This is a genomic window from Stappia indica (assembly GCF_009789575.1).
GTDB classification, from domain to species: Bacteria; Pseudomonadota; Alphaproteobacteria; order Rhizobiales; family Stappiaceae; genus Stappia; species Stappia indica_A.
In genome coordinates, this window is record NZ_CP046908.1 from 3,223,759 (window position 1) to 3,246,047 (window position 22,289).

Annotated in this window: 22 protein-coding genes; all 22 read left to right on the forward strand. The window is 67.5% G+C overall.

Going from position 1 to position 22,289, the window contains the following annotated elements; translation table 11 throughout:
- Positions 1-13: 13 nt before the first annotated feature.
- The 22 genes from hslU (at position 14) to rpsO (ending at position 22,206) form a co-directional block, all read left to right on the forward strand.
- Entirely contained in the window at positions 14-1,318 is a 1,305-nt protein-coding gene (gene hslU / locus GH266_RS15150) for an ATP-dependent protease ATPase subunit HslU (RefSeq protein ID WP_158194574.1), read from the forward strand.
- A gap of 70 nt (positions 1,319-1,388) precedes the next feature.
- Positions 1,389-1,883, forward strand: coding sequence for a universal stress protein (locus GH266_RS15155; protein WP_158194575.1), 495 nt, complete (start codon positions 1,389-1,391; stop codon positions 1,881-1,883).
- A 226-nt stretch (positions 1,884-2,109) separates the two neighbouring features.
- On the forward strand, positions 2,110-2,664 hold the full coding sequence (locus tag GH266_RS15160) for a NifU family protein (protein WP_158194576.1): 555 nt from the start codon (positions 2,110-2,112) through the stop codon (positions 2,662-2,664).
- A 158-nt stretch (positions 2,665-2,822) separates the two neighbouring features.
- Positions 2,823-3,491: a tRNA (adenosine(37)-N6)-threonylcarbamoyltransferase complex dimerization subunit type 1 TsaB gene (gene tsaB / locus GH266_RS15165; protein WP_158194577.1), complete on the forward strand. Its 669-nt coding sequence runs from the start codon at positions 2,823-2,825 to the stop codon at positions 3,489-3,491.
- A complete protein-coding gene (rimI, locus tag GH266_RS15170) occupies positions 3,488-3,976 on the forward strand; it encodes a ribosomal protein S18-alanine N-acetyltransferase (protein WP_158194578.1) in 489 nt (162 codons plus the stop codon). Before tsaB ends, rimI begins: the two co-directional genes overlap by 4 nt.
- A 69-nt stretch (positions 3,977-4,045) precedes the next feature.
- Positions 4,046-4,516: a Fur family transcriptional regulator gene (locus GH266_RS15175; RefSeq protein WP_158194579.1), complete on the forward strand. Its 471-nt coding sequence runs from the start codon at positions 4,046-4,048 to the stop codon at positions 4,514-4,516.
- A gap of 4 nt (positions 4,517-4,520) precedes the next feature.
- Complete coding sequence (gene olsA / locus GH266_RS15180; RefSeq protein ID WP_199270339.1) at positions 4,521-5,387, forward strand: lyso-ornithine lipid O-acyltransferase; 867 nt, start codon at positions 4,521-4,523, stop codon at positions 5,385-5,387.
- A 141-nt stretch (positions 5,388-5,528) separates the two neighbouring features.
- A complete protein-coding gene (gene miaB, locus GH266_RS15185; RefSeq protein ID WP_158194580.1) occupies positions 5,529-7,010 on the forward strand; it encodes a tRNA (N6-isopentenyl adenosine(37)-C2)-methylthiotransferase MiaB in 1,482 nt (493 codons plus the stop codon).
- Between the two features lie 109 nt (positions 7,011-7,119).
- The gene (locus tag GH266_RS15190; RefSeq protein WP_067223980.1) at positions 7,120-8,163 is read left to right on the forward strand and encodes a PhoH family protein; all 1,044 of its coding nucleotides are present in this window, start codon (positions 7,120-7,122) and stop codon (positions 8,161-8,163) included.
- The gene (gene ybeY / locus GH266_RS15195) at positions 8,160-8,693 is read left to right on the forward strand and encodes an rRNA maturation RNase YbeY (protein WP_158194581.1); all 534 of its coding nucleotides are present in this window, start codon (positions 8,160-8,162) and stop codon (positions 8,691-8,693) included. The genes GH266_RS15190 and ybeY overlap by 4 nt, the downstream gene beginning before the upstream one ends.
- A gap of 135 nt (positions 8,694-8,828) precedes the next feature.
- Positions 8,829-9,833, forward strand: a complete 1,005-nt coding sequence (locus GH266_RS15200; protein WP_244953696.1) for a hemolysin family protein — start codon at positions 8,829-8,831, stop codon at positions 9,831-9,833.
- Between the two features lie 189 nt (positions 9,834-10,022).
- Entirely contained in the window at positions 10,023-11,642 is a 1,620-nt protein-coding gene (gene lnt, locus GH266_RS15205; RefSeq protein ID WP_158194582.1) for an apolipoprotein N-acyltransferase, read from the forward strand.
- Between the two features lie 207 nt (positions 11,643-11,849).
- A complete protein-coding gene (locus tag GH266_RS15210) occupies positions 11,850-12,257 on the forward strand; it encodes a helix-turn-helix domain-containing protein (protein ID WP_158194583.1) in 408 nt (135 codons plus the stop codon).
- A 207-nt stretch (positions 12,258-12,464) separates the two neighbouring features.
- Positions 12,465-13,637 (forward strand): methionine adenosyltransferase, encoded by a 1,173-nt coding sequence (gene metK / locus GH266_RS15215; RefSeq protein WP_158194584.1) that lies wholly within the window; start codon positions 12,465-12,467, stop codon positions 13,635-13,637.
- 124 nt (positions 13,638-13,761) lie between these two features.
- Positions 13,762-14,448, forward strand: a complete 687-nt coding sequence (trmB, locus tag GH266_RS15220) for a tRNA (guanine(46)-N(7))-methyltransferase TrmB (RefSeq protein ID WP_158194585.1) — start codon at positions 13,762-13,764, stop codon at positions 14,446-14,448.
- A 177-nt stretch (positions 14,449-14,625) separates the two neighbouring features.
- Positions 14,626-15,204 (forward strand): ribosome maturation factor RimP, encoded by a 579-nt coding sequence (gene rimP / locus GH266_RS15225; protein WP_158194586.1) that lies wholly within the window; start codon positions 14,626-14,628, stop codon positions 15,202-15,204.
- 103 nt (positions 15,205-15,307) lie between these two features.
- Complete coding sequence (gene nusA, locus GH266_RS15230) at positions 15,308-16,951, forward strand: transcription termination factor NusA (RefSeq protein ID WP_158194587.1); 1,644 nt, start codon at positions 15,308-15,310, stop codon at positions 16,949-16,951.
- A gap of 56 nt (positions 16,952-17,007) precedes the next feature.
- A complete protein-coding gene (locus tag GH266_RS15235; protein ID WP_158194588.1) occupies positions 17,008-17,688 on the forward strand; it encodes an RNA-binding protein in 681 nt (226 codons plus the stop codon).
- A gap of 7 nt (positions 17,689-17,695) precedes the next feature.
- Complete coding sequence (infB, locus tag GH266_RS15240; RefSeq protein WP_158194589.1) at positions 17,696-20,365, forward strand: translation initiation factor IF-2; 2,670 nt, start codon at positions 17,696-17,698, stop codon at positions 20,363-20,365.
- 137 nt (positions 20,366-20,502) lie between these two features.
- Positions 20,503-20,955 carry a 30S ribosome-binding factor RbfA gene (gene rbfA, locus GH266_RS15245; protein WP_158194590.1) on the forward strand — a complete coding sequence of 151 codons (453 nt, stop codon included), beginning with the start codon at positions 20,503-20,505 and terminating at the stop codon, positions 20,953-20,955.
- Between the two features lie 3 nt (positions 20,956-20,958).
- On the forward strand, positions 20,959-21,933 hold the full coding sequence (gene truB / locus GH266_RS15250; RefSeq protein ID WP_158194591.1) for a tRNA pseudouridine(55) synthase TruB: 975 nt from the start codon (positions 20,959-20,961) through the stop codon (positions 21,931-21,933).
- A 3-nt stretch (positions 21,934-21,936) separates the two neighbouring features.
- Complete coding sequence (gene rpsO, locus GH266_RS15255; RefSeq protein ID WP_120270553.1) at positions 21,937-22,206, forward strand: 30S ribosomal protein S15; 270 nt, start codon at positions 21,937-21,939, stop codon at positions 22,204-22,206.
- Positions 22,207-22,289: the final 83 nt, after the last annotated feature.

A 22,289-nucleotide genomic window follows, 5' to 3' on the forward strand; every position in this document is an offset into this window, starting at 1 on the left:
GAAAGACACGGCTATGACCACTTTGTCCCCACGCGAGATCGTCTCCGAGCTGGACCGCTACATCGTCGGCCAGAAGGACGCCAAGCGCGCCGTCGCCATCGCCCTGCGCAACCGCTGGCGCCGGCAGCAGCTGGACGACAGCCTCCGCGAGGAGGTGATGCCGAAGAACATCCTGATGATCGGCCCGACCGGCGTCGGCAAGACGGAGATCTCCCGCCGGCTGGCCAAGCTGGCGAACGCGCCCTTCGTCAAGGTCGAGGCGACCAAGTTCACGGAAGTGGGCTATGTCGGCCGCGACGTGGAGCAGATCGTTCGCGACCTGGTCGAGGCGGGCATCGCCCTGGTGCGCGCCGCCAAGCGCAAGGCGGTCGAGGCCAAGGCCCATCTGCAGGCCGAGGAGCGGGTGCTGGAGGCGCTGGTCGGCAAGGGCGCAAGCCCGGCCACCCGGGACAGCTTCCGCAAGAAGCTGCGCGAGGGCGAGCTGGACGACAAGGAAATCGAGATCCAGGTGCGGGCCGCCCCGCAGATGCCGAGCTTCGAGATGCCCGGCATGCCCGGCGGCAGCGTCGGCGTGATGAACCTCTCCGACATGCTGGGCAAGGCGTTCGGCGGCCAGACCAAGCCGCGCCGCGTCTCCGTGCGCGAGAGCTACCAGATCCTGCTGGAGCAGGAGGCCGACGCGCTGCTCGACGAGGACAAGGTGGTCGAGGAAGCCATTCACCTGGTGGAGAATGCCGGCATCGTCTTCCTCGACGAGATCGACAAGATCTGCGCGCGCGGCGAGCGGATGGGCGGCGACGTCTCCCGCGAGGGCGTGCAGCGCGACCTGCTGCCCTTGATCGAGGGCACGGTCGTCGCCACCAAGCACGGGCCGGTCAAGACCGACCACATCCTGTTCATCGCCTCGGGCGCCTTCCATGTCGCCAAGCCCTCCGACCTCCTGCCGGAGCTGCAGGGCCGTCTGCCGATCCGCGTCGAGCTGAAGGCGCTGACCAAGGACGATTTCCGCGCGATCCTGACCGACACGGAAGTGAGCCTGATCAAGCAGTATGTCGCCCTGCTGGCGACGGAAGAGGTGGAGCTGACCTTCACCGACGACTCCATCGAGGAGATCGCCTCCATCGCCGTCGACCTCAACTCCACCATCGAGAACATCGGCGCGCGCCGGCTGCAGACGGTGATGGAGCGCATCCTCGACGAGGTGTCCTTCGCCGCGCCCGACATGACTGATCGCCAGGTGACCATCGACGGGGCCTATGTGCGCGAGAATATCGGCGAGCTCGCCAAGAACGTCGACCTGTCGAGGTTCATCCTGTGATCCGCATCAGGGTTTTTCCCGCGACCGCTTGGCGCTTGCCGCGCTGCGGCGGCAATGGCAGCATGCGCCCATGGTAGCGATCCGCAAGAGTTTCGAGGAAGGCCACAGGCGCAAGTTTCTCGTCGTCGTCGACGAGACGGCCGAGTGCGACCGGGCCATCGTCTATGCCGCCAAGCGCGCAGAGCGCACCGGCGGCGTCGCCACGCTGCTCTATGTGATCGCGCCCGGCGACTTCCAGCACTGGATCGGCGTGGAGGACATCATGCGCGCCGAGGCCCGCGAGGAGGCGGATGCGTGCCTTGCCCGTGCGGCCGACCGGGTGCGCGCCGTCGCCCGCACCACCCCGGAACTGGTGGTGCGCGAGGGCAACCGCTCGGATGAAATCCTGCAGCTGATCGAAGAGGATGCGGACATCGCCATCCTGGTGCTGGCGGCCGGCAGCGGCACGGAAGGGCCGGGCCCGCTCGTCACCGCCATCGCCGGCAAGGGGGCGGGCAGTTTCCCCATTCCGGTGACCATTGTGCCGGGCACGCTGGACGACGAATCGATCGCGGCGCTCGCCTGAGCGCAACAAAAGCAAAGACTGGAACCATTCCAATCTGGAAACGCGGTCCCTGCCGCTGTATATTAGGGTCAAGACCGCAGCTGATGCAGGCCATGGTGGCTCTTGCGGCGCGACGCGAGACCGTATGCAAGACCTGCGGCCGCGCGCTCCTGCAAGGGCCGGGCCGGCAGGGACAGGCCTGCGAGGGCGCGGCCCTGGGCCACGTCCCCTAACAAGGAAGACCGACATGTTCATTCAGACAGAGGCGACGCCGAACCCGGCGACCCTCAAGTTCCTCCCCGGCCGGATCGTCCTGCCGGAAGGCACCATGGACTTCCGCAAGAGCGAGGATGCCGGCACGTCTCCGCTGGCGCAGACCCTGTTCCAGGTGGACGGCGTGGAAGGCATCTTCTTCGGCCACGACTTCATCTCGGTGACCAAGGGCGATGTCGACTGGCAGCACATCAAGCCGGCGATCCTCGGTGCCATCATGGAGCACTTCATGTCCGGTGCGCCGGTCATGGCCAGCGAGATGTCCGACGAAAGCGACGAGGAGTTCTTCGAGGAAGGCGACGAGGAAACCGTCGGCACCATCAAGGAACTGATCGAGACGCGCGTGCGCCCGGCCGTGGCGCAGGACGGCGGCGACATCACCTTCCGCGGTTTCCGCGACGGGATCGTCTACCTGTCGATGCGCGGCGCCTGCTCGGGCTGCCCGTCCTCGACCGCAACGCTGAAGCACGGCATCCAGAACCTGCTCCGGCATTTCGTGCCGGAAGTCGAGGAAGTCCGCGCGATCTGAGCCCGATGGCGTGATCCGAAGGGCGGTCCGGTCGCCAGACGGCCGGGCCGCCCTCGCGTTTCACGGACCGCTTGCGGAGCCGGCACGAGCCGTGCAGGTGTGCCGTCTTAGCCTTTGGTTTTGTCGACTTCTCTTGCGGCCCACGGTTTAGTGATCCCATGCGACTGCTTGCCATCGATACCGCGCTCGACGCCTGTTCGGTCGCCGTCCATGACGGCAGCGGAGAGGTGCTGCGCCTGACCTCGGCCAGCGAGGTGCTGGGCCGCGGCCATGCCGAGCGGCTGATGGGCATGATCGGCGAGGTGATGGTCGAGGCGAGCCTGCCCTTCGCCGCGCTCGACCGGATCGCGGTCACCGTCGGCCCCGGTTCCTTTACCGGCCTCAGGGTCGGCCTGTCCGCCGCCCGTGGCATCGCTCTCGTGGTCGGTGCGCCGGCGGTCGGCGTCGGCACCCTGGAAGCGCTCGCCGCCAGCCTGTCGGCCGGAGAGCCGGTCCACGCGGTGCTGGCCGCCAAGGGCGGGGAGATCTACGCACAAGGATTTGCCGCCGACGGGACGCCGCTCGAGGCGCCGCAGGCCGTCGATGCCGCCACCTATGGCGCGGCCTTGTCTCCGGGCGCAGCGCTCTACGGCAGCGGTGCGGCCAAGCTGGTCGCGGCGAGCGGGCGCGAGGATCTCAGGATCCTCGGCGAGGCCGGCTGGCCGGACATTGCCGCCGTGGCGCGGCTCGGCGCCACCGCCGAAATCGGCAGCCATCCGCCCGAGCCGCTCTATCTGCGCCCGCCCGATGCGGCGCCCGCGCGGCGCGACATGCGGTTGCTGGCATGAATTCCTGGTGGTTCCTGCCCTCGCCGCCGGTGGTGGAGGAGGCGGCGCCCTCCGACCATGCGGTGCTGGCCGAGATCCACGAGCGCTCCTTCCCCAGCGGCTGGGGCGACGACGACCTTTCCGCGCTCGCCCGCCAGCCGGGCGTCACCATCCTGCAGGCCCGCCGCTCCAGCCTGTTCGGCAGCCGCTCCATCCTCGGTTTCGTGATCCTGCGCGTTGCCGCCGACGAGGCGGAGGTGCTGACGATTGCCGTGGATCCGCGTCAGCGCCAGCGCGGCGTCGGGGCGCTGCTGATGCGCCATGCCCTCTCCCGCCTTTATGCCGATCGGGTGGCGTCGCTGTTTCTCGAGGTCGATGCGGCCAACGCTCCGGCGCTGGCGCTTTACCGTCGCCTCGGCTTCCGCAAGGTGGGCGAACGGCGGGGCTATTATCGCGACAGCGCGGGCGATGGCGGTGCGCTTGTCATGCGGGTCGATCTGGCGTAATCGGCTTGGCGGTATCGCGACGGCCTGCAAGCCGGGGGCGTGAGCCGAGGCGCGAGAAGGAGAGGCGAGATGACCGATTCCGGCAGCCGCAAGGACGCCGAGACCGCGGCCGAGCAGCCGGCTGCCTCGCTGGAGGAGCAGTGCGTTGCCAAGGGCATGCGCATGACCGAGCAGCGGCGCATCATCGCGCGGGTCATCGAGGGCGCCAGCGACCACCCGGACGTCGAGGAGCTCTACCGCCGCGCCGTCCAGAACGACCCGCGCATCTCCATTTCCACCGTTTATCGCACGGTGAAGCTGTTCGAGGATGCCGGCATCATCGAGCGCCACGATTTCCGGGACGGGCGTGCCCGCTACGAGACCGTGCCGGAAGAGCATCACGACCACCTGATCGACCTGAAGAGCGGCAACGTCATCGAGTTCCGCAACGAGGAGATCGAGCGGCTGCAGGAGGCCATCGCCCGCAAGCTCGGCTACCGGCTGGTCGATCACCGGCTGGAGCTCTACGGCGTGCCGCTGTCGCCGAACGACCGGGAATGATCCGATGATGCGCCTGCGCGCCGCGACCGTCCTGGCGACCCTGACCGTGGTGACGCTGCCGCTGATCCCGGTGCAATGGCTGGCGCTGCGCCTCAAGGGCGGGCTGAAGCGCTCCCTGCCCGTCGTCTGGCACCGCATCGCCTGCCGCACCGTCGGCATCCGCGTGCGCGAGATCGGCCGGCCGGCCCGCGAGCGCCCGCTGCTGATCGTCGCCAATCACGTGTCCTGGCTCGATATCACCGTGCTCGGCAGCCGCATGCCGCTGTCCTTCGTCGCCAAGACCGAGGTCGCGTCCTGGCCGGTCTTCGGGCTTTTCGCCAAGCTGCAGCGCTCCGTCTTCGTCGACCGCCAGCGGCGCAGCGCGACCGGGCGCACCGCCGAGGAGCTGGGCACCCGCCTTGCCTCGGGCGATGCCATGGTGCTCTTCGCCGAAGGCACGTCGAACAGCGGCAACGAGGTATTGCCGTTCCGCTCGGCGCTGATCGGGGCGGCGCGCCACGCGCTGGCCGGCGAGGACGGGGAGATGTGGATCCAGCCGCTGGCGCTCGCCTACACCCACCTGCACGGGTTGCCGATGGGGCGCCAGTTCCGCCCGCATGTCGCCTGGTACGGCGACATGGAGATGGTGCCGCATTTCATGAATGTGGTCCGCCAGGGGGCGGTCGATGTGGCCGTGGTCTGGGGCGAGTCGATCCGGGTGCGGCCGGACATGGACCGCAAGACCCTGACGCGGCTGCTGGAAGACGAGGTGCGCCGGCTTGCGGGCAATGTGCGCGCCGGCCATCCGCCGGCCGGACCCGACTTGCCGCCCGCCGCCCTGCCGGCTGACGATGACGAGCCCGCTATTCTCAACGCGGCCGAAAACGGCTAAAGCAGGCACGATCGGCGAGCGGCCGGGCGCGCATTGCCTTGCGTGTCGCCGTCATCGCAACCTTGACACAATCCGCCGGCAAGACCTCAGCCATTGGCTGCCGGACGGCATGCGGCGCGGCAGACCCCGCGCGGAGACAGGATGAGCGAAGAGATCACCACCATCCCGGCAGGGGATGGCATCGTCAGCGATCCGGCGACCGGCCTTGCCGCCGGCACGGCGCCTGCGCGCCGGGTCTTCGTCAAGACCTATGGCTGCCAGATGAACGTCTATGACAGCGAGCGGATGACCGACGCGCTGGTGCCGCAGGGCTACAGCGCCACCGAGACGCTCGAAGATGCCGACCTGATCATCCTCAACACCTGCCATATCCGCGAAAAGGCGGCGGAGAAGGTCTATTCGGAGCTCGGCCGGCTGCGCAAGCTGAAGGCCGAGCGCGCCGAGCAGGGGCGCGAGACGATGATCGGTGTCGCCGGCTGCGTCGCCCAGGCGGAAGGCGAGGAGATCGCCCGCCGCGCGCCCGTCGTCGATCTGGTCTTCGGCCCGCAGACCTATCACCGGCTGCCGGAGCTGGTCAGCCGCGCGGCGGCCGGCGAGAGCGTCGTCGTGACCGAGTTCGAGATCGAGGAAAAGTTCCGCCATCTGTCGAAGCCGCAGGCCGAGCCCAAGGCGACGGCAACCGGCCGGCCGCGCAGCTACACCGCCTTCCTGACCGTGCAGGAGGGCTGCGACAAGTTCTGCACCTTCTGCGTGGTGCCCTATACACGCGGCGCCGAGGTGTCCCGCGACGTGGCGCAGATCGTCGCCGAAGCCGAGCGGCTGGCCGCCCGCGGCGTCCGCGAGGTCACGCTTCTGGGGCAGAACGTCAATGCCTGGCACGGCGCCGGGCCGGAGGGCGCCGCCTGGGGCCTCGGCCAGCTGCTGGAGCGGCTGGCGCGCATCGACGGGATCGACCGGCTGCGCTACACGACCAGCCACCCGCGCGACATGGACGATGCGCTGATCGCCGCCCATCGCGACCTGCCGCAGGTGATGCCCTACCTGCATCTGCCGGTGCAGTCGGGCTCGGACCGCATTCTCAAGGCGATGAACCGCAAGCACACGCGGGACGACTATTTCCGCCTGATCGACCGCATCCGCGCGGCCCAGCCGGATCTTGCCCTGTCGTGCGATTTCATCGTCGGCTTTCCGGGCGAGACGGACGCCGATTTCCGCGACACGATGGACCTGATCGAGCAGGTGGGCTTCGCCTCGGCCTTCTCCTTCAAGTACAGCCCCCGCCCCGGCACGCCGGGCGCGACCATGGCCGACCATGTCCCGGAAGAGGTGATGAACGCCCGGCTGCTGGAGCTGCAGGATCTGGTGGCGCGGCAGCAGAAGGCGTTCAACGAAAGCCTGGTCGGGCGCACCTGTGAGGTGCTGGTCGAAAAGCACGGCCGCAACCCCGGACAGCTCAACGGCCGCTCGCCCTGGCTGCAGCCGGTGCAGTTCGATGCGCCTGACAGCCTGATCGGCGAGATCGTGCCGGTGGAAATCGTCGGGACCGGCGCGAATTCCCTGTTCGCGCGTCTCGCGCCGGGGCACAATATCGGCAAGGCTACGCCCTTGCGGGCCCGGGCGTGAGGTCCGCGCAAGGGGTTTCAGGAGGCAGGATGCCAGGAGAAGCTGCTTGACCGGCGCCGGCCGGACACCCGGCCGGGGCGGTTACCGCGCCGCGGTCCCCGCTTCGGACATGACCCATGTGGTCCTGGCCTTCGACGACAACAGGCTCGTCGGCGACCTTTTCGGCCAGTTCGACCAGAATCTCGCGCTTATCGAGCAGCGCCTCGGCGTGGATGCGGTGGCGCGCGGCAATCAGGTGATCATCAAGGGACGCCATTCCGGCTGCGAGCAGGCTCGCCGTGCGCTGGAATCGCTTTATGCGCGCCTGCAGCAGGGCTACGAGCTGCACCCGGGCGACGTGGAAGGGGCATTGCGCATGGCCGCAGCGGAAGAAGCGCAACTCGACCTGCCGACCATCGAGCCGCGCTCGCATCTGACCTATGCGCAGGTCTCGACCCGCCGCAAGACGGTGCTGGCCCGCACCCCGGCGCAGGATGCCTATATCCGAGCCATGGACCGGGCCGACCTCACCTTCGGCGTCGGGCCGGCCGGCACCGGCAAGACCTTCCTCGCCGTCGCCTATGCGGCGGCGCTGCTGGAGCGCGGCGACGTGGCCCGGCTGATCCTGTCGCGCCCGGCTGTCGAGGCGGGCGAGCGGCTCGGCTTCCTGCCCGGCGACATGAAAGAGAAGGTCGATCCCTATCTCCGTCCGCTCTACGACGCGCTCTACGAGATGATGCCGGCGGAAAAGGTCGAGCGCGGGTTGCAGTCCGGCATGATCGAGGTGGCGCCGCTCGCCTTCATGCGCGGACGCACGCTTTCCAACGCGGTCGTGATCCTGGACGAATCCCAGAACACCACGACGATGCAGATGAAGATGTTCCTGACGCGCCTCGGCGAGAACTCGCGGATGATCGTCACCGGCGACCCGAGCCAGGTCGACCTGCCGCCGGGCCAGAAGTCGGGCCTGCGCGAGGCGCTGGGCCTGCTGGAGGGCGTCGAGGGCGTGGCGCAGGTGCGCTTCACCGAGGTCGACGTGGTTCGCCATGAGCTGGTCGCCCGGATCGTGCGCGCCTATGACGATGCGGGCCGCGAGGCGAGTGCCGAGCGCGATGCGGCCGAGGCTGCCGCCGAAGCGGCACGGCGTTCGCCGCGGCGGGGCCCGGCGACATGAGCCAGGGCGAAGGCGTGGTGCCGGAGATCGACGTTGCCGTCGAGGCGGGCGGCTGGCCGGGTGAGGACGAACTCGAAGCGCTCGTCGCGCGGGTCGTCGAGGTGGCGTGCACCGAGGCGGAGCTGGAGCTGGTCGAGGGCTCGGAACTGTCTGTCGTCTTTGCCGACGATGCCCGCGTGCGCGAGCTCAACCGCGACTGGCGCGACAAGGACGCGCCGACCAACGTCCTGTCCTTCCCGGGCGGCGACGAGGAGGAGCCGCCCTTCGGCCCGCTTCTCGGCGATATCATCCTCGCCCGCGAGACGGTGGCGCGCGAGGCCGAGGCGCTGGACATCACCTTTTCCGACCACGTGACGCATCTTGTTGCGCATGGATTCCTTCACCTTTTCGGTTACGATCACCAAATGGAGGACGAAGCCGAGGAGATGGAGGCCCTGGAACGGCGCATTCTGGCCGTTCTGGGTATTGCCGACCCTTACCGGGACCCTCTGGTGTCCGGAACCGAAACGGAGAGCGAGACGCCCGTGTGAGCGGGCGTGAAAACCGATATGAATGATACAGAGGTCCGAAGTACGACCGACACTCCGGCGTCGCAAGATGCGACAGCAGGAGCGGCGGCAGAAGCCGCCCAGACCGACGGCGAACCGCAGCGATCGCTGCGCAGCGTGTGGTCCGATGCCCTGAAACGGCTTGCCGGCCTGCGGCGGCCGGGCAACGGTGCGGGCACGCTGCGCCAGAATCTCCAGGACGAACTGGCCCGCGAGGCCGACGACAGCGCCAGCTTCACGCCCGAAGAGCGCATCCTGCTGTCCAACATCCTGCGCCTGCGCGAGGTGCGGGTGGAGGATGTGATGGTGCCGCGCGCCGATATCGATGCGGTGGAGGATACCGTCACCGTTTCCCGGCTGATGGATGTGTTCCGCGACAGTGGCCATTCGCGCATGCCGGTCTATCACGACGGGCTCGATGATCCGCGCGGCATGGTCCACATAAAGGACCTGATGGCCTATTTTGTCGGCCGAGCGACGCCGGACGAGAAGCGCAACGGCGAGGCTGCGGCGGCGGAGACCGGCGAGGCGCCCGCCAGCAACGAACCGCAACTCTTCGACCTGACCCGTGTCGACCTGTCGCTGCCGCTGGCCGAGGCCAAACTGATCCGCCCGGTTCTCTTCGTTCCGCCGTCCATGCCGGCAACGGACCTGATGGCGAAGATGCAGGCGGACCGCGTGCAGATGGCACTGGTGATCGACGAGTATGGCGGCACCGAAGGCCTTGTCTCGCTGGAAGACATCGTCGAGACCGTGGTCGGCGACATCGAGGACGAGCACGACGAGGACGAGGAGGCGATGATCCAGAAGGTCGCCGATGGCGTCTGGGTCGCCGATCCGCGGGTGCCGGTGGAAGAAGTCGAGGAGGCGCTCGGCACCGACTTCCAACTCGGCGACCTTGCCGAGGAGATCGATACGCTGGGCGGCCTGGTCTTCACGCTGGTCGGGCGGGTGCCGGTGCGCGGCGAGCTGCTCGCCGCCCGCGAGTTCCCCGGCTACGAGTTCGAGGTTCTCGATGCCGACCCGCGGCGCATCAAGCGGCTGCGGATCCGGGCAAGGCGTCCCGAGGCCCGCCTCACGGAAACGCGCCGGCGCCTGCGGCGGCCGGAGTCCGCCAACTAGGGCGCAGCCAGGACCTAACGAGCGCGCGAACACGCAATCGTCTCCTCACCCCTTGCGAGCCGCAGCCATGCCCCGTCCGGTCCATGGCTGCGGCTTCCGCTTTACTTGACCGGCGCCGGGGCGCCGGGAATGGTCCGGTGACGGGCGACTGATTCGCCCTTCCGTTGACGCATCGCCGACGTTTCGCGCATGCGCAAAGCAGGAGCCGATACCGTGCTGCGCCTCGCACAGGTCTTCCTTCTCGCTCACGGCTGGCGGCGCTGGCTGCTGGCCGCCTTCGCCGGTGCCCTTGCCGCGCTTGCCATGCCGCCCTTCGGCCTGTTTCCGGTCCTCGCCCTGTCGATGCCGGCGCTGGTCTGGCTGCTGGACGGCGCGATCTCGGACGAGACGGGCTGGGCGCGGCGCCTGCGGCCGGGGTTCGCGATCGGCTGGTGGTTCGGCTTCGGTTTCCATCTGGCGGGCCTGTGGTGGATCGGCCGGGCATTCCTGGTCGAGGCGGATGTCTTCGCCTGGATGATCCCCTTCGCCGTGGTGCTGCTGCCGGCGGGCCTGTCGCTGTTCACCGGCCTGGCGACCCTCGTTGCCGGTCTTGCCTGGCGCGACGGGCCGGACCGGCTGCTGCTGCTGGCACTGGTCCTGACGCTGGCGGACTGGCTGCGCGGTCATGTGCTGACCGGCTTTCCCTGGAACCTGTGGGGCTACGCCTTCGGCGACTACACGGTCCTGATGCAGCCGGCGGCGCTGGTCGGCATCTATGGGCTGGGTCTTCTCGTGGCGACGATCTTCTGCGGGCTTGCCGGATTTGCCGACGGAACCCGCGGTGGACGGCGCATGGGCACCGCGTCCCTGCTGCTGCTGGCCCTGGTTGCCGGCTATGGTGCCGCGCGCCTTTCACTCGCTCCCGTGTCGCAGGGCGAGGAAATCGCGATCCGGGTGGTACAGCCGTCCATCCCGCAGGAAGAGAAGTGGCAGCCGGAGAACCGGGCGCGGGTGTTCCAGACCTATCTGGAGGCGAGCCGCGCCCCCTGGCAGGGGGCGGAGGCCGATGCCGAACTGCCCCGCCTGGTGATCTGGCCGGAATCCGCGCCGCCCTTCCTGTTGACCGAGGCGCCGGAGGCGCTTGCCGCCATCGCCGACCTGTTGCGCGGCGAGGATACGCTGGTGACCGGGGCGATCCGCGCCAGCGTCGAGGATGCGGGCAACCGGGTGTTCTACAACTCCGTCTTCGTCATCGACGGAGAAGGCGCGGTTCGCGATGCCTACGACAAGGTGCGCCTCGTGCCCTTCGGCGAATACCTGCCGCTTGGCGACCTGCTGGAGAAGATCGGCCTGACCAAGCTGGTGGACCTGCCCGGCACCTTCCGTGCCGGCTTCCGCCCTCGTACGCTGGAGCCGGTGGCCGGACCGTCGTTCCTGCCGTTGATCTGCTACGAGGCGATCTTTCCGCAAGCCGCGACTTCGCGCGACGGCCGGCCCGGTTTCCTGCTCAACGTCACCAACGATGCCTGGTTCGGCGATACGCCGGGACCCCGCCAGCATTTCGTGCAGGCGCGCATGCGTGCGGTCGAGCAGGGGCTTCCGGTTGTGCGCGCCGCCAACACGGGCATATCAGGAGTTGTCGATGCTTATGGCCGCGTGCTGGACATGCGCCCGCTGATGGAGGCCGGAACGATCGATATGCGACTCCCGTCTGCGATTTCCGCAGGGGCATTCGCGCGATACGGGCAAAGTGCCTTGTCAATTTTCCTGATAGTTTTTCTTGGCACCCTTCTGATAACGCGTTACTTAGGTTATGCGCGTAATGATTGACGTGCTGGCAGGCGGCACGGCATCATAACAACCGGGACATCCTGTTGCGTAGAACAGGTTGCAACCCTGTGAACCGGCGTCGGTTCTTCCACGATGTTCTGGTGTTCGGATGCACGCATCCGGCGAAGACGTCTTGGGTCGAGCGAAGAAACGCTGGGTAAAACAAGTATGGTCACAGCATTCGAAAGATCCGGAAAGAAGACGACAATGAGCAGCAAGAAAGCACCGAACCCCATCGACGTGCATGTTGGCAGCCGCGTGCGACTGCGCAGGATGATGCTTGGAATGAGCCAGGAGAAGCTTGGCGAGAGCCTTGGCATCACATTTCAGCAGATTCAGAAGTATGAAAAAGGCACCAACCGCATCGGCGCCAGCCGGCTGCAGCACATCGCCACGATCCTGAAGGTGCCGGTCGCCTTCTTCTTCGAGGATGCGCCGGGCACGCCGGACGATGCGAGCGGCTTCGGCGAGGCCAAGCCGGCATCCTATGTGGTCGATTTCCTGTCTTCCTCGGAAGGCCTGTCGCTGAACAAGGCCTTCGTGCGGATCGAGGATGCCAAGGTGCGGCGCCGTGTCGTCGACCTCGTCCGCGCCCTGGCCGGCGAAGAGGTCTGATACCCGGATTTCATGATGCGGACGGACGGCGAAGGCCTTGCCTTCTCCGCCCGGTCCGCAGGTCCTGCCGGACTGCGGTACAACCGCGCCGTTGCCGGTTGCGGTCCCGCATGGCTTGACGAGCCGTCGTCTTCGCTGGCATGTGTCGTGCGTGGCGGCGGGGGTCCCTGCCGCTTCTTTCTATTCTTCCCAGAAGGACGGTTGAACGTGGCTCGTCAAGATTATCTCTTCACTTCCGAATCCGTGTCGGAAGGCCATCCGGACAAGGTCTGCGACCGCATTTCGGATACGGTCGTCGATGCATTCATCGCCGAGATGCCGGAGGCGCGCGTCGCCTGCGAAACGCTGGCAACCACCAATCGCGTGGTGATTGCGGGCGAGACCCGCGGTCCGGCGACGATCACCAACGAATACATCGCGCATCTGGCGCGCATGGCCATTCGCGACATCGGCTATGAGCAGGAGGGCTTCCACTGGGAGGCCTGCGACATCGCCGTCCACCTGCACGCCCAGTCGGCCCACATCGCCCAGGGCGTCGATGCGGCCGACAACAAGGACGAAGGCGCCGGCGACCAGGGCATCATGTTCGGCTACGCCTGCCGCGAGACGCCGGAGCTGATGCCGGCGCCGATCTACTATTCGCACAAGATCCTCCGCCTGCTGGCCGAAGCCCGCAAGACCGGCAAGGAGCCGGCGCTCGGGCCGGACGCCAAGAGCCAGGTCACCGTGCGCTACGAGAACGGTCTGCCGGTCGGCGTGACCTCGATCGTGCTGTCGACCCAGCACCTCGACCCCAAGCTCACCTCCCATGACATCCGCGCCATCGTCGAGCCCTACATCGTCACGGCGCTGCCGGGCGGCTGGGTCACCAAGGACACCGCGTGGCACGTCAACCCGACGGGCGCCTTCGTGATCGGCGGTCCCGACGGCGATGCCGGCCTGACCGGCCGCAAGATCATCGTCGACACCTATGGCGGTGCTGCCCCGCATGGCGGCGGCGCCTTCTCGGGCAAGGACCCGACCAAGGTCGACCGTTCGGCGGCTTACGCAGCCCGCTATCTCGCCAAGAACGTGGTTGCGGCCAATCTGGCCGACCGCTGCACCATCCAGCTCTCCTACGCCATCGGCGTCGCCGAGCCGCTGTCGGTCTATGTCGACCTGCACGGCACCGGCAAGGTCGACGAGGCGAAGCTGGAAAAGGCCCTGCGCGAGGTGATGAACCTGACCCCGCGCGGCATCCGCCAGCACCTCAGCCTGAACCGGCCGATCTACGCCCGCACGGCCGCCTATGGCCACTTCGGCCGCGAGCCGGAGGAGGACGGTGGTTTCTCCTGGGAGAAGATCGACCTGGTGCACGCGCTGCGCGACGCCGTCGCCTGACATCGTGCCGGGCCGAAAGGCCGCGGCTTGCCATCCCGCCCGGCACCCTGGTGCCGGGCGGACGTCGTTTCCGCTGCCCCGCGACGTGTCGCCCAAGGGCATAGAGTGCCGGACCTGCACGCATATGACCGACCACAGCAAGGGCTCCTTCTTCGGCCGCCGCGTCGGCAAGCCGCTTCGCGCGCAGCGCCGCGAAGTCTTCGAAAGCGCCCTTGAGCGCCTGCAGCCGGACCTGTCGCAGCCGGCGCCGCAAGACGTGCGCGAGCTGTTTGCGGGCAAGGTCGAGACGGTGTGGATGGAGATCGGCTTCGGCGGCGGCGAGCACCTTTTGCACGAGGCAAGGCGGCTGCCGCAGACCGGCTTCATCGGCGTCGAGCCTTTCGTCAGCAGCCTCGCCAAGGCGGTGGTCGAGGTGGAGACGGAGGAGCTCGCCAATGTCCGGGTCTATGGCGACGACGCGATCAAGCTGCTTGACTGGCTGCCGGACGCCTCGCTCGACGGCATCTACCAGCTCTACCCCGACCCCTGGCCCAAGCGCCGGCACTGGAAGCGCCGCTTCGTCAATCCGGTCAATCTGGACCGCATGGCACGCGTGCTGAAGCCCGGTGCGCTCTACCGCTTCGCCAGCGACATCGACACCTATGTCGACTGGACGCTGGCCCGCCTGCTCGCCCATCCCGCCTTCGAATGGACGGCGGAAGCTGCGCCCGACTGGCTGGTTCCCTGGCAGCCCTGGTCGGGCACGCGCTACGAGGCAAAGGCCTATCGCGAGGGCCGCAAGGGCCACTATCTGGAGTTCCGCAAGGTCTGATACGGGGCGGCGGAATCCGGGCAAGCGGCGAATTTTCTTGCGTTTGGCGGCTATCGGCGTATAGTGACGCTACTCAAATTCTCTATCGGCTCGCATGAGCAGTATGAGAGTGGGCCCTCCCGAGGACCCGCTCTTTTTGTTTTGGCGGCCACCCTTCCGCCCCACGGGGAGACAGACTTGCAGGACCAGGAAACGCGGATCGTCCGGGAAAACGGACTCGAAACCCGTATCGCGGCCATGGTCGAGCCGGCGATCGCCGATCTCGGCTTTCGCCTCGTGCGCGTCAAGCTGTCCGGCGTCAACGGACTGACCCTGCAGATCATGGCCGAGCGCCCCGACGGCACGATGACCGTCGATGATTGCGAGGCGGTGAGCCGCGCGGTGACGCCGGTTCTCGATGTCGAGGACCCGATCGACAGCGAATACCATCTGGAGATTTCCTCGCCCGGCATCGACCGGCCGCTGGTGCGCGCCATCGATTTCGAGCGCTGGCGCGGCCATCTGGCCAAGCTGGAGCTTGCCGTGCCGCGCGACGGCCGCAAGCGGTTCCGCGGTGAGATCCGCGCCGTCGAGAACGGCGAACTCGTGCTGCGCCTCGAGGACCTGCCGGACGACGGCGAGCCCGATGTGCGCCTGCCGCTGGCCGACATGGCCGAGGCGCGCCTGATCCTGACCGATGCGCTCGTCGAGGCGTCGCTGAAGGCGGACAAGGCGGCTCGCCGCAAGGCGTCCACCAACGGGGCCGACAAGGCCTGATCCGCTCCCTTTGGGGCGAGAAACGAAATTCCGAGGGAAGCGGCCATGCCCTTCCAGATGACAGGAAGCGCCGGCGAGACCGGCGCGAGAGGAGTGGACTGAGATGGCAATCAGTGCGAACCGGCTGGAGCTGCTGCAGATCGCGGATGCGGTCGCGCGCGAAAAGACGATCGATCGCGGCATCGTGATCGCGGCGATGGAAGACGCGATCCAGAAGGCCGCGCGTTCGCGCTACGGCTCTGAAACCGAAGTGCGCGCCGAGATCAATCCGCGCACCGGCGAGATCAAGCTGCAGCGCCTGCTGCTGGTCGTCGACAGCGTCGAGAATACCTCGACCGAGATCGACAAGGCAGAGGCGCTGCGCCGCAATCCGATGGCGCAGATCGGCGATTACATCGCCGAGCCGCTGCCGCCGCTGGACTTCGGCCGTATCGCCGCCCAGTCGGCCAAGCAGGTGATCGTGCAGAAGGTGCGCGAGGCCGAACGCGACCGCCAGTACGACGAGTTCAAGGACCGCATCGGCGAGATCGTCAACGGCGTGGTCAAGCGCGTCGAGTACGGCAATGTGATCGTCGATCTCGGCCGCGGCGAGGCCATCGTGCGCCGTGACGAACTGATCCCGCGCGAGCTGTTCCGTAATGGCGACCGCATCCGTGCCTATGTCTACGACGTGCGGCGCGAGCAGCGCGGCCCGCAGATCTTCCTGTCGCGCACCCATCCGCAGTTCATGGCGAAGCTGTTCGCCCAGGAAGTGCCGGAAATCTACGACGGCGTGATCGAGATCCGGGCGGTTGCCCGCGATCCGGGCTCGCGCGCCAAGATCGCCGTCATCTCCAAGGACAGCTCCATCGATCCGGTCGGCGCCTGCGTGGGTATGCGCGGCAGCCGTGTCCAGGCGGTTGTCGGCGAGCTCCAGGGCGAGAAGATCGACATCATTCCGTGGAACCCGGATCACGCGACCTTCATCGTCAACGCACTGCAGCCGGCCGAGGTGGCCAAGGTCGTCCTCGACGAGGATGCCGAGCGCATCGAGGTGGTGGTTCCGGACGAGCAGCTGTCGTTGGCCATCGGCCGCCGCGGTCAGAATGTGCGCCTTGCCTCGCAGCTGACCGGCTGGGCGATCGACATCATGACCGAGCATGACGAGTCCGAGCGTCGCCAGAAGGAATTCACCGATCGCACCCAGCTCTTCATGGAAGCGTTGAACGTCGACGAGGTCGTCGGACAGCTTCTCGCCTCCGAAGGATTTGCCTCGGTGGAAGAAGTGGCGTATGTCGAGCGCGAAGAGGTCGCCACGATCGAGGGCTTCGACGAGGAGACCGCCGATGAGATTCAGGCGCGCGCCCGCGAATATCTCGAGGAAATCGAGGCGAAGCTCGACGAGGAGCGTCGTGAACTTGGCGTTTCCGACGACCTCAGGAACATCAATGGCCTGACCACGGCCATGCTGGTCGCGCTCGGCAAGGACGGTGTCAAGTCCGTCGAGGACCTGGCCGGTTGCGCCACCGACGATCTCGTCGGCTGGACCGAGCGCGCCAATGGCGAGGTGACCCGTCATGAAGGTGCGCTGACCGGGTTCGATGTCAGCCGTACCGAGGCCGAGGAAATGATCATGGCCGCGCGCATCGAGGCGGGCTGGATCACCGAGGCGGATCTTGCCGTCGAAGACGAGGCCGCAGAGGCCGAGGGCGAGGCGGACGAAAACGAGGCGGGCATCGTTGCGACCGGCGTGGTGCACGAGGCCTGATCCGGCAGGGTCCGATCCGACAGGGTCGGGCCGACAGGACCGGCGGAGCGATACGGGTGCCGAAACGAAACGAGCCGTTGGAACGAAGCTGCGCGCTGACCCGCGCGGTACGTCCGGTGGATGAACTGATCCGTTTCGTTGCGGGCCCGGACGGCATCATCGTCCCCGACCTGCGGCGCAGGCTGCCGGGCCGGGGCGTCTGGATCACGGCGAGCCGCCAGTCGGTCGCCGAGGCCCAGAAGAAGAAAGTGTTTTCGCGCGCGCTCAAGGATGGGTCCGTGCGGGTGGAGGGCGACCTGACGGATCAGGTCGATGCCCTCATCGAGCGGTCCGCGCTCAACGCGTTGTCGCTGGCCCGCAAGGCCGGCGAGATCGTCAGCGGTTTCTCCAAGGTGGAGGCGGCGGTGCGCGGGCAGGATATCATTGGTCTCGTCCAGGCGCGCGATGGCGGCGACGATGGGGCCAGAAAGCTCGCGGCAATCGCGCGGGCGCGCTTTGCCGATACCGGCGGTTGTCGGATCATCGGCTGTTTTACGTCGGCTCAATTGGATTTGGCATTGGGTCGGTCAAATGTGATACATGCTGCACTGCTTGCAGGCCGGGCAGGCGAGAACGCTCTCGTCCGGGTTGAGGAACTGGAGCGTTTCCGTACCGGTTCCGTCAGTGACCCGGTTGCCGGAACGCTGGACGATCCGGTTGCGAATGACGGTGCGGGCAGTGCGGTGATCCAGGACTGAAGGCGATATGAGCGAAACGAAAAATCCCGGCGACAAGACGATCAGCATGGAGCGCAAGACACTGGGCCTGAAACGCTCCGGCGTGGAACAGGGCACGGTCCGTCAGAGCTTCTCCCATGGCCGCACCAAGGCGGTCGTGGTGGAGAAGAAGAAGCGCCGCGTCGTCCTGCCGGGCGAAGGCGGCAAGCCTGAGGCCGAAGCCGAGGCGCCGCGCGCCCCGGCTCCCCAGCAGCGTCGACCCGACATCGAGTCGCACGTTCCGCAGCGCCGGGCCGAGCCGGCACCGCAGCGCCCGCGCGGCGGCAACATCCTGCGCACGCTTACCGAAGACGAGGCTGCTGCCCGCCAGCAGGCACTCATCGAGGCACAGCGCCGCGACGCCGAGGACAGCAAGCGGCGCGCGGAAGAAGAGCGCCTGCGTGCCATCGAGGAAGAGCGCCGCAAGGTCGAGGAGGCGGAGCGCGCCAAGCAGGAGGCCGAAGAGGCTGCCCGCCGCGCCGCCGAGGAGGCCGAGCGCAAGAAGAGCGACGATGGCCGCGAGAAGGTCTCGGCCTCGGACGCGGCCGACGCGATCGCCGCCGCAGTCGGCGAGGCTGCGCCTGCAGCCTCCGCTCCGGCCGCCCGTGACGAGAGCGCTCGCAAGCCGGCTGCTGCCGCACCTGCAGCCACTCCCGCGCGCCGTGCCGGCGAAGAAGACGACGACGCCCGCAAGGGCGGCGTGAAGGCCGTCAAGCGCGCCAAGGTCGCGCCGGCGCGCCCGCCGGCAAAGACCCCCGGCGCCGACGACCGCCGCCGTTCGAAGCTGACCATCTCCTCCGCCACCGGCGACGACGAGGGGCGCAGCCGTTCGCTCGCCTCGCTGCGCCGCCGCCGCGAGAAGGAGCGTCGGGCCGGCCAGCAGGTGGTGCGCGAGAAGATCTCCCGCGAGGTGATTCTGCCCGAGGCGATCACCATCCAGGAACTCGCAAACCGCATGGCCGAGCGTGCCGTCGACGTGATCAAGCTGCTGATGAAGCAGGGGCAGATGCTCAAGATCAACGACGTGATCGACGCCGATACGGCGGAACTGATCGCCTCCGAGATGGGCCACACGGTCAAGCGCGTGTCGGAATCCGACGTCGAGGAAGGCCTGTTCTCGGCCGCCGACTCGGACGATGTGCTGGAGTCGCGTCCGCCGGTCGTCACGATCATGGGCCATGTCGACCACGGCAAGACGTCGCTGCTGGATGCACTGCGCCGCTCCAACGTGGTGCAGGGCGAGGCCGGTGGCATCACCCAGCATATCGGCGCCTATCAGGTCGATCAGGGCGGTCACAAGATCACCTTCATCGACACGCCGGGCCACGCAGCCTTTACCCAGATGCGTGCCCGCGGCGCCAAGGCCACGGATATCGTCATCCTGGTGGTGGCAGCCGACGACGGCGTGATGCCGCAGACCAAGGAAGCCATCGCCCATGCGAAGGCGGCCGGTGTGCCGATCATCGTGGCCATCAACAAGATGGACAAGCCGTCGGCCGATCCGAGCCGCGTGCGCACCGACCTTCTGCGCGAGGATATCGTGGTGGAGTCGATGGGCGGCGACGTGATCGACGTCGAGGTCTCGGCGCTGAAGGGGCTCAACCTCGACAAGCTGCTGGAGATGATCCTGCTGCAGTCCGAGGTTCTCGAGCTCAAGGCCAACCCGCTCCGCACCGCCGAGGGCATCGTCATCGAGGCGCAGCTCGACAAGGGCCGTGGTCCGGTGGCGACCGTCCTGGTCCAGAAGGGCACGCTGAAGGTCGGCGACATCCTGGTGGCCGGCTCCGAGTGGGGCCGCGTGCGCGCCATGCTCGACGAGAACGGCCAGCAGGTGAAGGAGGCTCCGCCCTCCAAGCCGGTCGAGGTCCTCGGCTTCAACGGCACGCCGGCTGCCGGCGACATGGTCGCCGTCGTCGAGAACGAGGCCCGTGCCCGCGAGATCGTCGACTATCGCCAGCGCCAGAAGCGCGACAAGGCGTCGGTCCTGGCCAGCGGTGCCCGCGGCTCGCTCGAGCAGATGATGAACCGTCTGCAGCAGAGCGGCCACAAGGAGTTCCCGCTGGTCATCAAGGGCGACGTGCAGGGCTCGGTCGAGGCCATTGCCAGTACGCTGGACCAGCTCGGTACCGACGAGGTCAAGGCGCGCATCCTGCATGCAGGCGTCGGCGGCATCACCGAGAGCGACGTGACACTGGCGACCGCCTCCAGCGCGCCGATCATCGGCTTCAACGTCCGCGCCAACAAGCAGGCGCGCGATGCAGCCGAGCGCGAGGGCATCGAGATCCGCTACTACAACATCATCTACAACCTGGTGGATGACGTTAAGGCAGCGATGTCGGGCCTGCTGTCGCCGGAGCGCCGCGAGACCTTCCTCGGCAATGCGGAGATCCTCGAGATCTTCAACATCACCAAGGTCGGCAAGGTGGCCGGTTGCCGCGTGACCGAAGGCGTCGTCGAGCGCGGCGCCCAGGTGCGCCTGATCCGCGACAACGTCGTGATCCACGAAGGCAAGCTCGGTACGCTGAAGCGCTTCAAGGACGAGGTGAAGGAAGTGAATGCCGGCCAGGAATGCGGCATGAACTTCGAAAACTACCAGGATATGCGCCCGGGCGACATCATCGAGTGCTACCGGGTGGAAGAGGTGGCCCGCACCCTCTGACGGGGGCGGCCGCACGGATTACGCGCCGGCGGGACTCTCCCGCCGGCGTTTGTCGTTTGGTCCGGACACAGGGCCGGGCGCGCCGGGAAACCGCCGCCTGTCGACCCTGGTGATCCGGCAAGAGGTGGACCGGTTCCATGGCCCCGAACAACAGACATCCCGTGGGAATGCCGTCGCAGCGTCAGCTGCGTGTCGGCGAGCTGGTGCGCAAGGAAGTCTCCGACATCCTGGCGCGCGGCACGTTGGCCGATCCGGTGCTCGACGGAACGATCATTTCCGTGCCGGAAGTGCGCATGACGCCCGACCTGCGCCTTGCCAGCTGCCTGGTGATGCCGCTCGGCGGCCGCGATGCCGACCGGGTGCTCGAGGCGCTCAACCGCAGCGCCCGCACGATCCGTCGTGAACTGGCGCGCCGGATGACCATGAAGTTCCTGCCCGACCTGCGCTTCGTGCTCGACACCCGCTTCGACGACGACGACCGGATCACCGCGCTTCTGTCCCGCGACGAGGTGCGCCGCGATCTTGACGAGGACGACGACGAGAAGCTCGACGAAGCCCCTGATGTGGCCCCTGATGAGGATGGACGTTAGGGCATGGGGCGACGCAAGAAGGCGAACCGCAACCGCATCGACGGTTGGCTGGTGCTCGACAAGCCCGTCGGCATCACCTCCAACGACGCGTTGACGCGGCTGAAGAAGATCCTTCACCCCGAGAAGGTCGGCCATGCCGGCACGCTCGACCCGCTCGCCTCCGGCCTGCTGCCGGTGGCCTTCGGCGAGGCGACCAAGACCGTCTCCTTCGCGATGGACGGGCGCAAGGTCTACCGTTTCACCGTGCGCTGGGGCGAGGCGACGGAGACGGACGATACGGAAGGCGCGGTGGTCGCCACCAGCGACGCGCGTCCCGCTGCGGACGAGATCGCGGCCGTGCTGCCGGACTTCACCGGCACGATTTTCCAGGTTCCGCCGAAATACTCGGCCATCAAGGTGGACGGCGCGCGCGCCTATGACCTTGCCCGTGGTGGCGAGGAGGTCGAACTGGCCGCGCGCGAAATCGATGTCCATCGGCTCGAGCTGGTGGAGTGCCCGGACCGCGACCACGCGGTTTTCGAGGCGGAATGCGGCAAGGGCACCTATGTGCGCGCGCTCGCCCGCGACATCGCGGAGCGGCTCGGCACCTGCGGCCATGTTGCCGCCTTGCGGCGCCTTGTCGTCGGTCCTTTCGACGAGGAGGACATGATTCCGCTGGAAACTCTTGAGGAGTTGGGGCAATGTGCGCCCGGCATGGGCCTGACCGAGGCCCATGCCGACTTCATTCTGCCTGTAGAGACCGCGCTGGACGACATCCCGGCGCTGGCCGTCAGCCGGCAGGATGCCGCCCGCCTCCGAAGGGGGCAGGGCGTTTTGCTGCGCGGGCGGGATGCCCCGGCGTTTTCGGGCCTCGTGTCAGTGACCACTCAGGGAGAACTGGTGGCGATCGGCGAGATCGAGCGCGGAGAACTCTTGCCGCGGCGCGTGTTCAATCTCGCTCCGGACACGTCCGGGGCGGTTATCGTTGAAAGGACATGACCGATGTCGATTACCGCTGAACGCAAAGCGGAACTGATCAAGGAATACGCGATCAAGGAAGGGGATACGGGCTCTGCCGACGTGCAGGTCGCCATTCTCTCCGAGCGGATCGCCAACCTGACCGAACACTTCAAGAGCCACGGCAAGGACAACCACTCCCGCCGCGGTCTGCTGAAGATGGTGAGCCAGCGCCGGTCTCTTCTCGACTACCTGAAGAAGACCGAAGAAGGCCGCTATCAGGACCTGATCAAGCGCCTCGGCCTGCGCCGTTAACCGGTACGGGCAACGCGGCGTCCGCAAGGGCGCCGCGTTTGCGCATCTGCCGCCCGGACTGGCGGCGAAAGACGGTCATGGGG

Excerpts from the sequence above, each read along its gene's own strand:
- rimI (WP_158194578.1), top strand. The coding sequence starts at position 3,488 with ATGAATTCCTGGTGGTTCCTGCCCTCGCCGCCGGTGGTGGAGGAGGCG.
- GH266_RS15175 (WP_158194579.1), top strand. The coding sequence starts at position 4,046 with ATGACCGATTCCGGCAGCCGCAAGGACGCCGAGACCGCGGCCGAGCAG.
- GH266_RS15190 (WP_067223980.1), top strand. The coding sequence starts at position 7,120 with ATGACCCATGTGGTCCTGGCCTTCGACGACAACAGGCTCGTCGGCGAC.
- tsaB (WP_158194577.1), top strand. The coding sequence starts at position 2,823 with ATGCGACTGCTTGCCATCGATACCGCGCTCGACGCCTGTTCGGTCGCC.
- infB (WP_158194589.1), top strand. The coding sequence starts at position 17,696 with ATGAGCGAAACGAAAAATCCCGGCGACAAGACGATCAGCATGGAGCGC.
- GH266_RS15160 (WP_158194576.1), top strand. The coding sequence starts at position 2,110 with ATGTTCATTCAGACAGAGGCGACGCCGAACCCGGCGACCCTCAAGTTC.
- GH266_RS15210 (WP_158194583.1), top strand. The coding sequence starts at position 11,850 with ATGAGCAGCAAGAAAGCACCGAACCCCATCGACGTGCATGTTGGCAGC.
- miaB (WP_158194580.1), top strand. The coding sequence starts at position 5,529 with ATGAGCGAAGAGATCACCACCATCCCGGCAGGGGATGGCATCGTCAGC.
- GH266_RS15155 (WP_158194575.1), top strand. The coding sequence starts at position 1,389 with ATGGTAGCGATCCGCAAGAGTTTCGAGGAAGGCCACAGGCGCAAGTTT.
- ybeY (WP_158194581.1), top strand. The coding sequence starts at position 8,160 with ATGAGCCAGGGCGAAGGCGTGGTGCCGGAGATCGACGTTGCCGTCGAG.
- rbfA (WP_158194590.1), top strand. The coding sequence starts at position 20,503 with ATGGCCCCGAACAACAGACATCCCGTGGGAATGCCGTCGCAGCGTCAG.
- lnt (WP_158194582.1), top strand. The coding sequence starts at position 10,023 with ATGCGCAAAGCAGGAGCCGATACCGTGCTGCGCCTCGCACAGGTCTTC.
- trmB (WP_158194585.1), top strand. The coding sequence starts at position 13,762 with ATGACCGACCACAGCAAGGGCTCCTTCTTCGGCCGCCGCGTCGGCAAG.
- rpsO (WP_120270553.1), top strand. The coding sequence starts at position 21,937 with ATGTCGATTACCGCTGAACGCAAAGCGGAACTGATCAAGGAATACGCG.
- hslU (WP_158194574.1), top strand. The coding sequence starts at position 14 with ATGACCACTTTGTCCCCACGCGAGATCGTCTCCGAGCTGGACCGCTAC.
- olsA (WP_199270339.1), top strand. The coding sequence starts at position 4,521 with ATGATGCGCCTGCGCGCCGCGACCGTCCTGGCGACCCTGACCGTGGTG.
- truB (WP_158194591.1), top strand. The coding sequence starts at position 20,959 with ATGGGGCGACGCAAGAAGGCGAACCGCAACCGCATCGACGGTTGGCTG.
- nusA (WP_158194587.1), top strand. The coding sequence starts at position 15,308 with ATGGCAATCAGTGCGAACCGGCTGGAGCTGCTGCAGATCGCGGATGCG.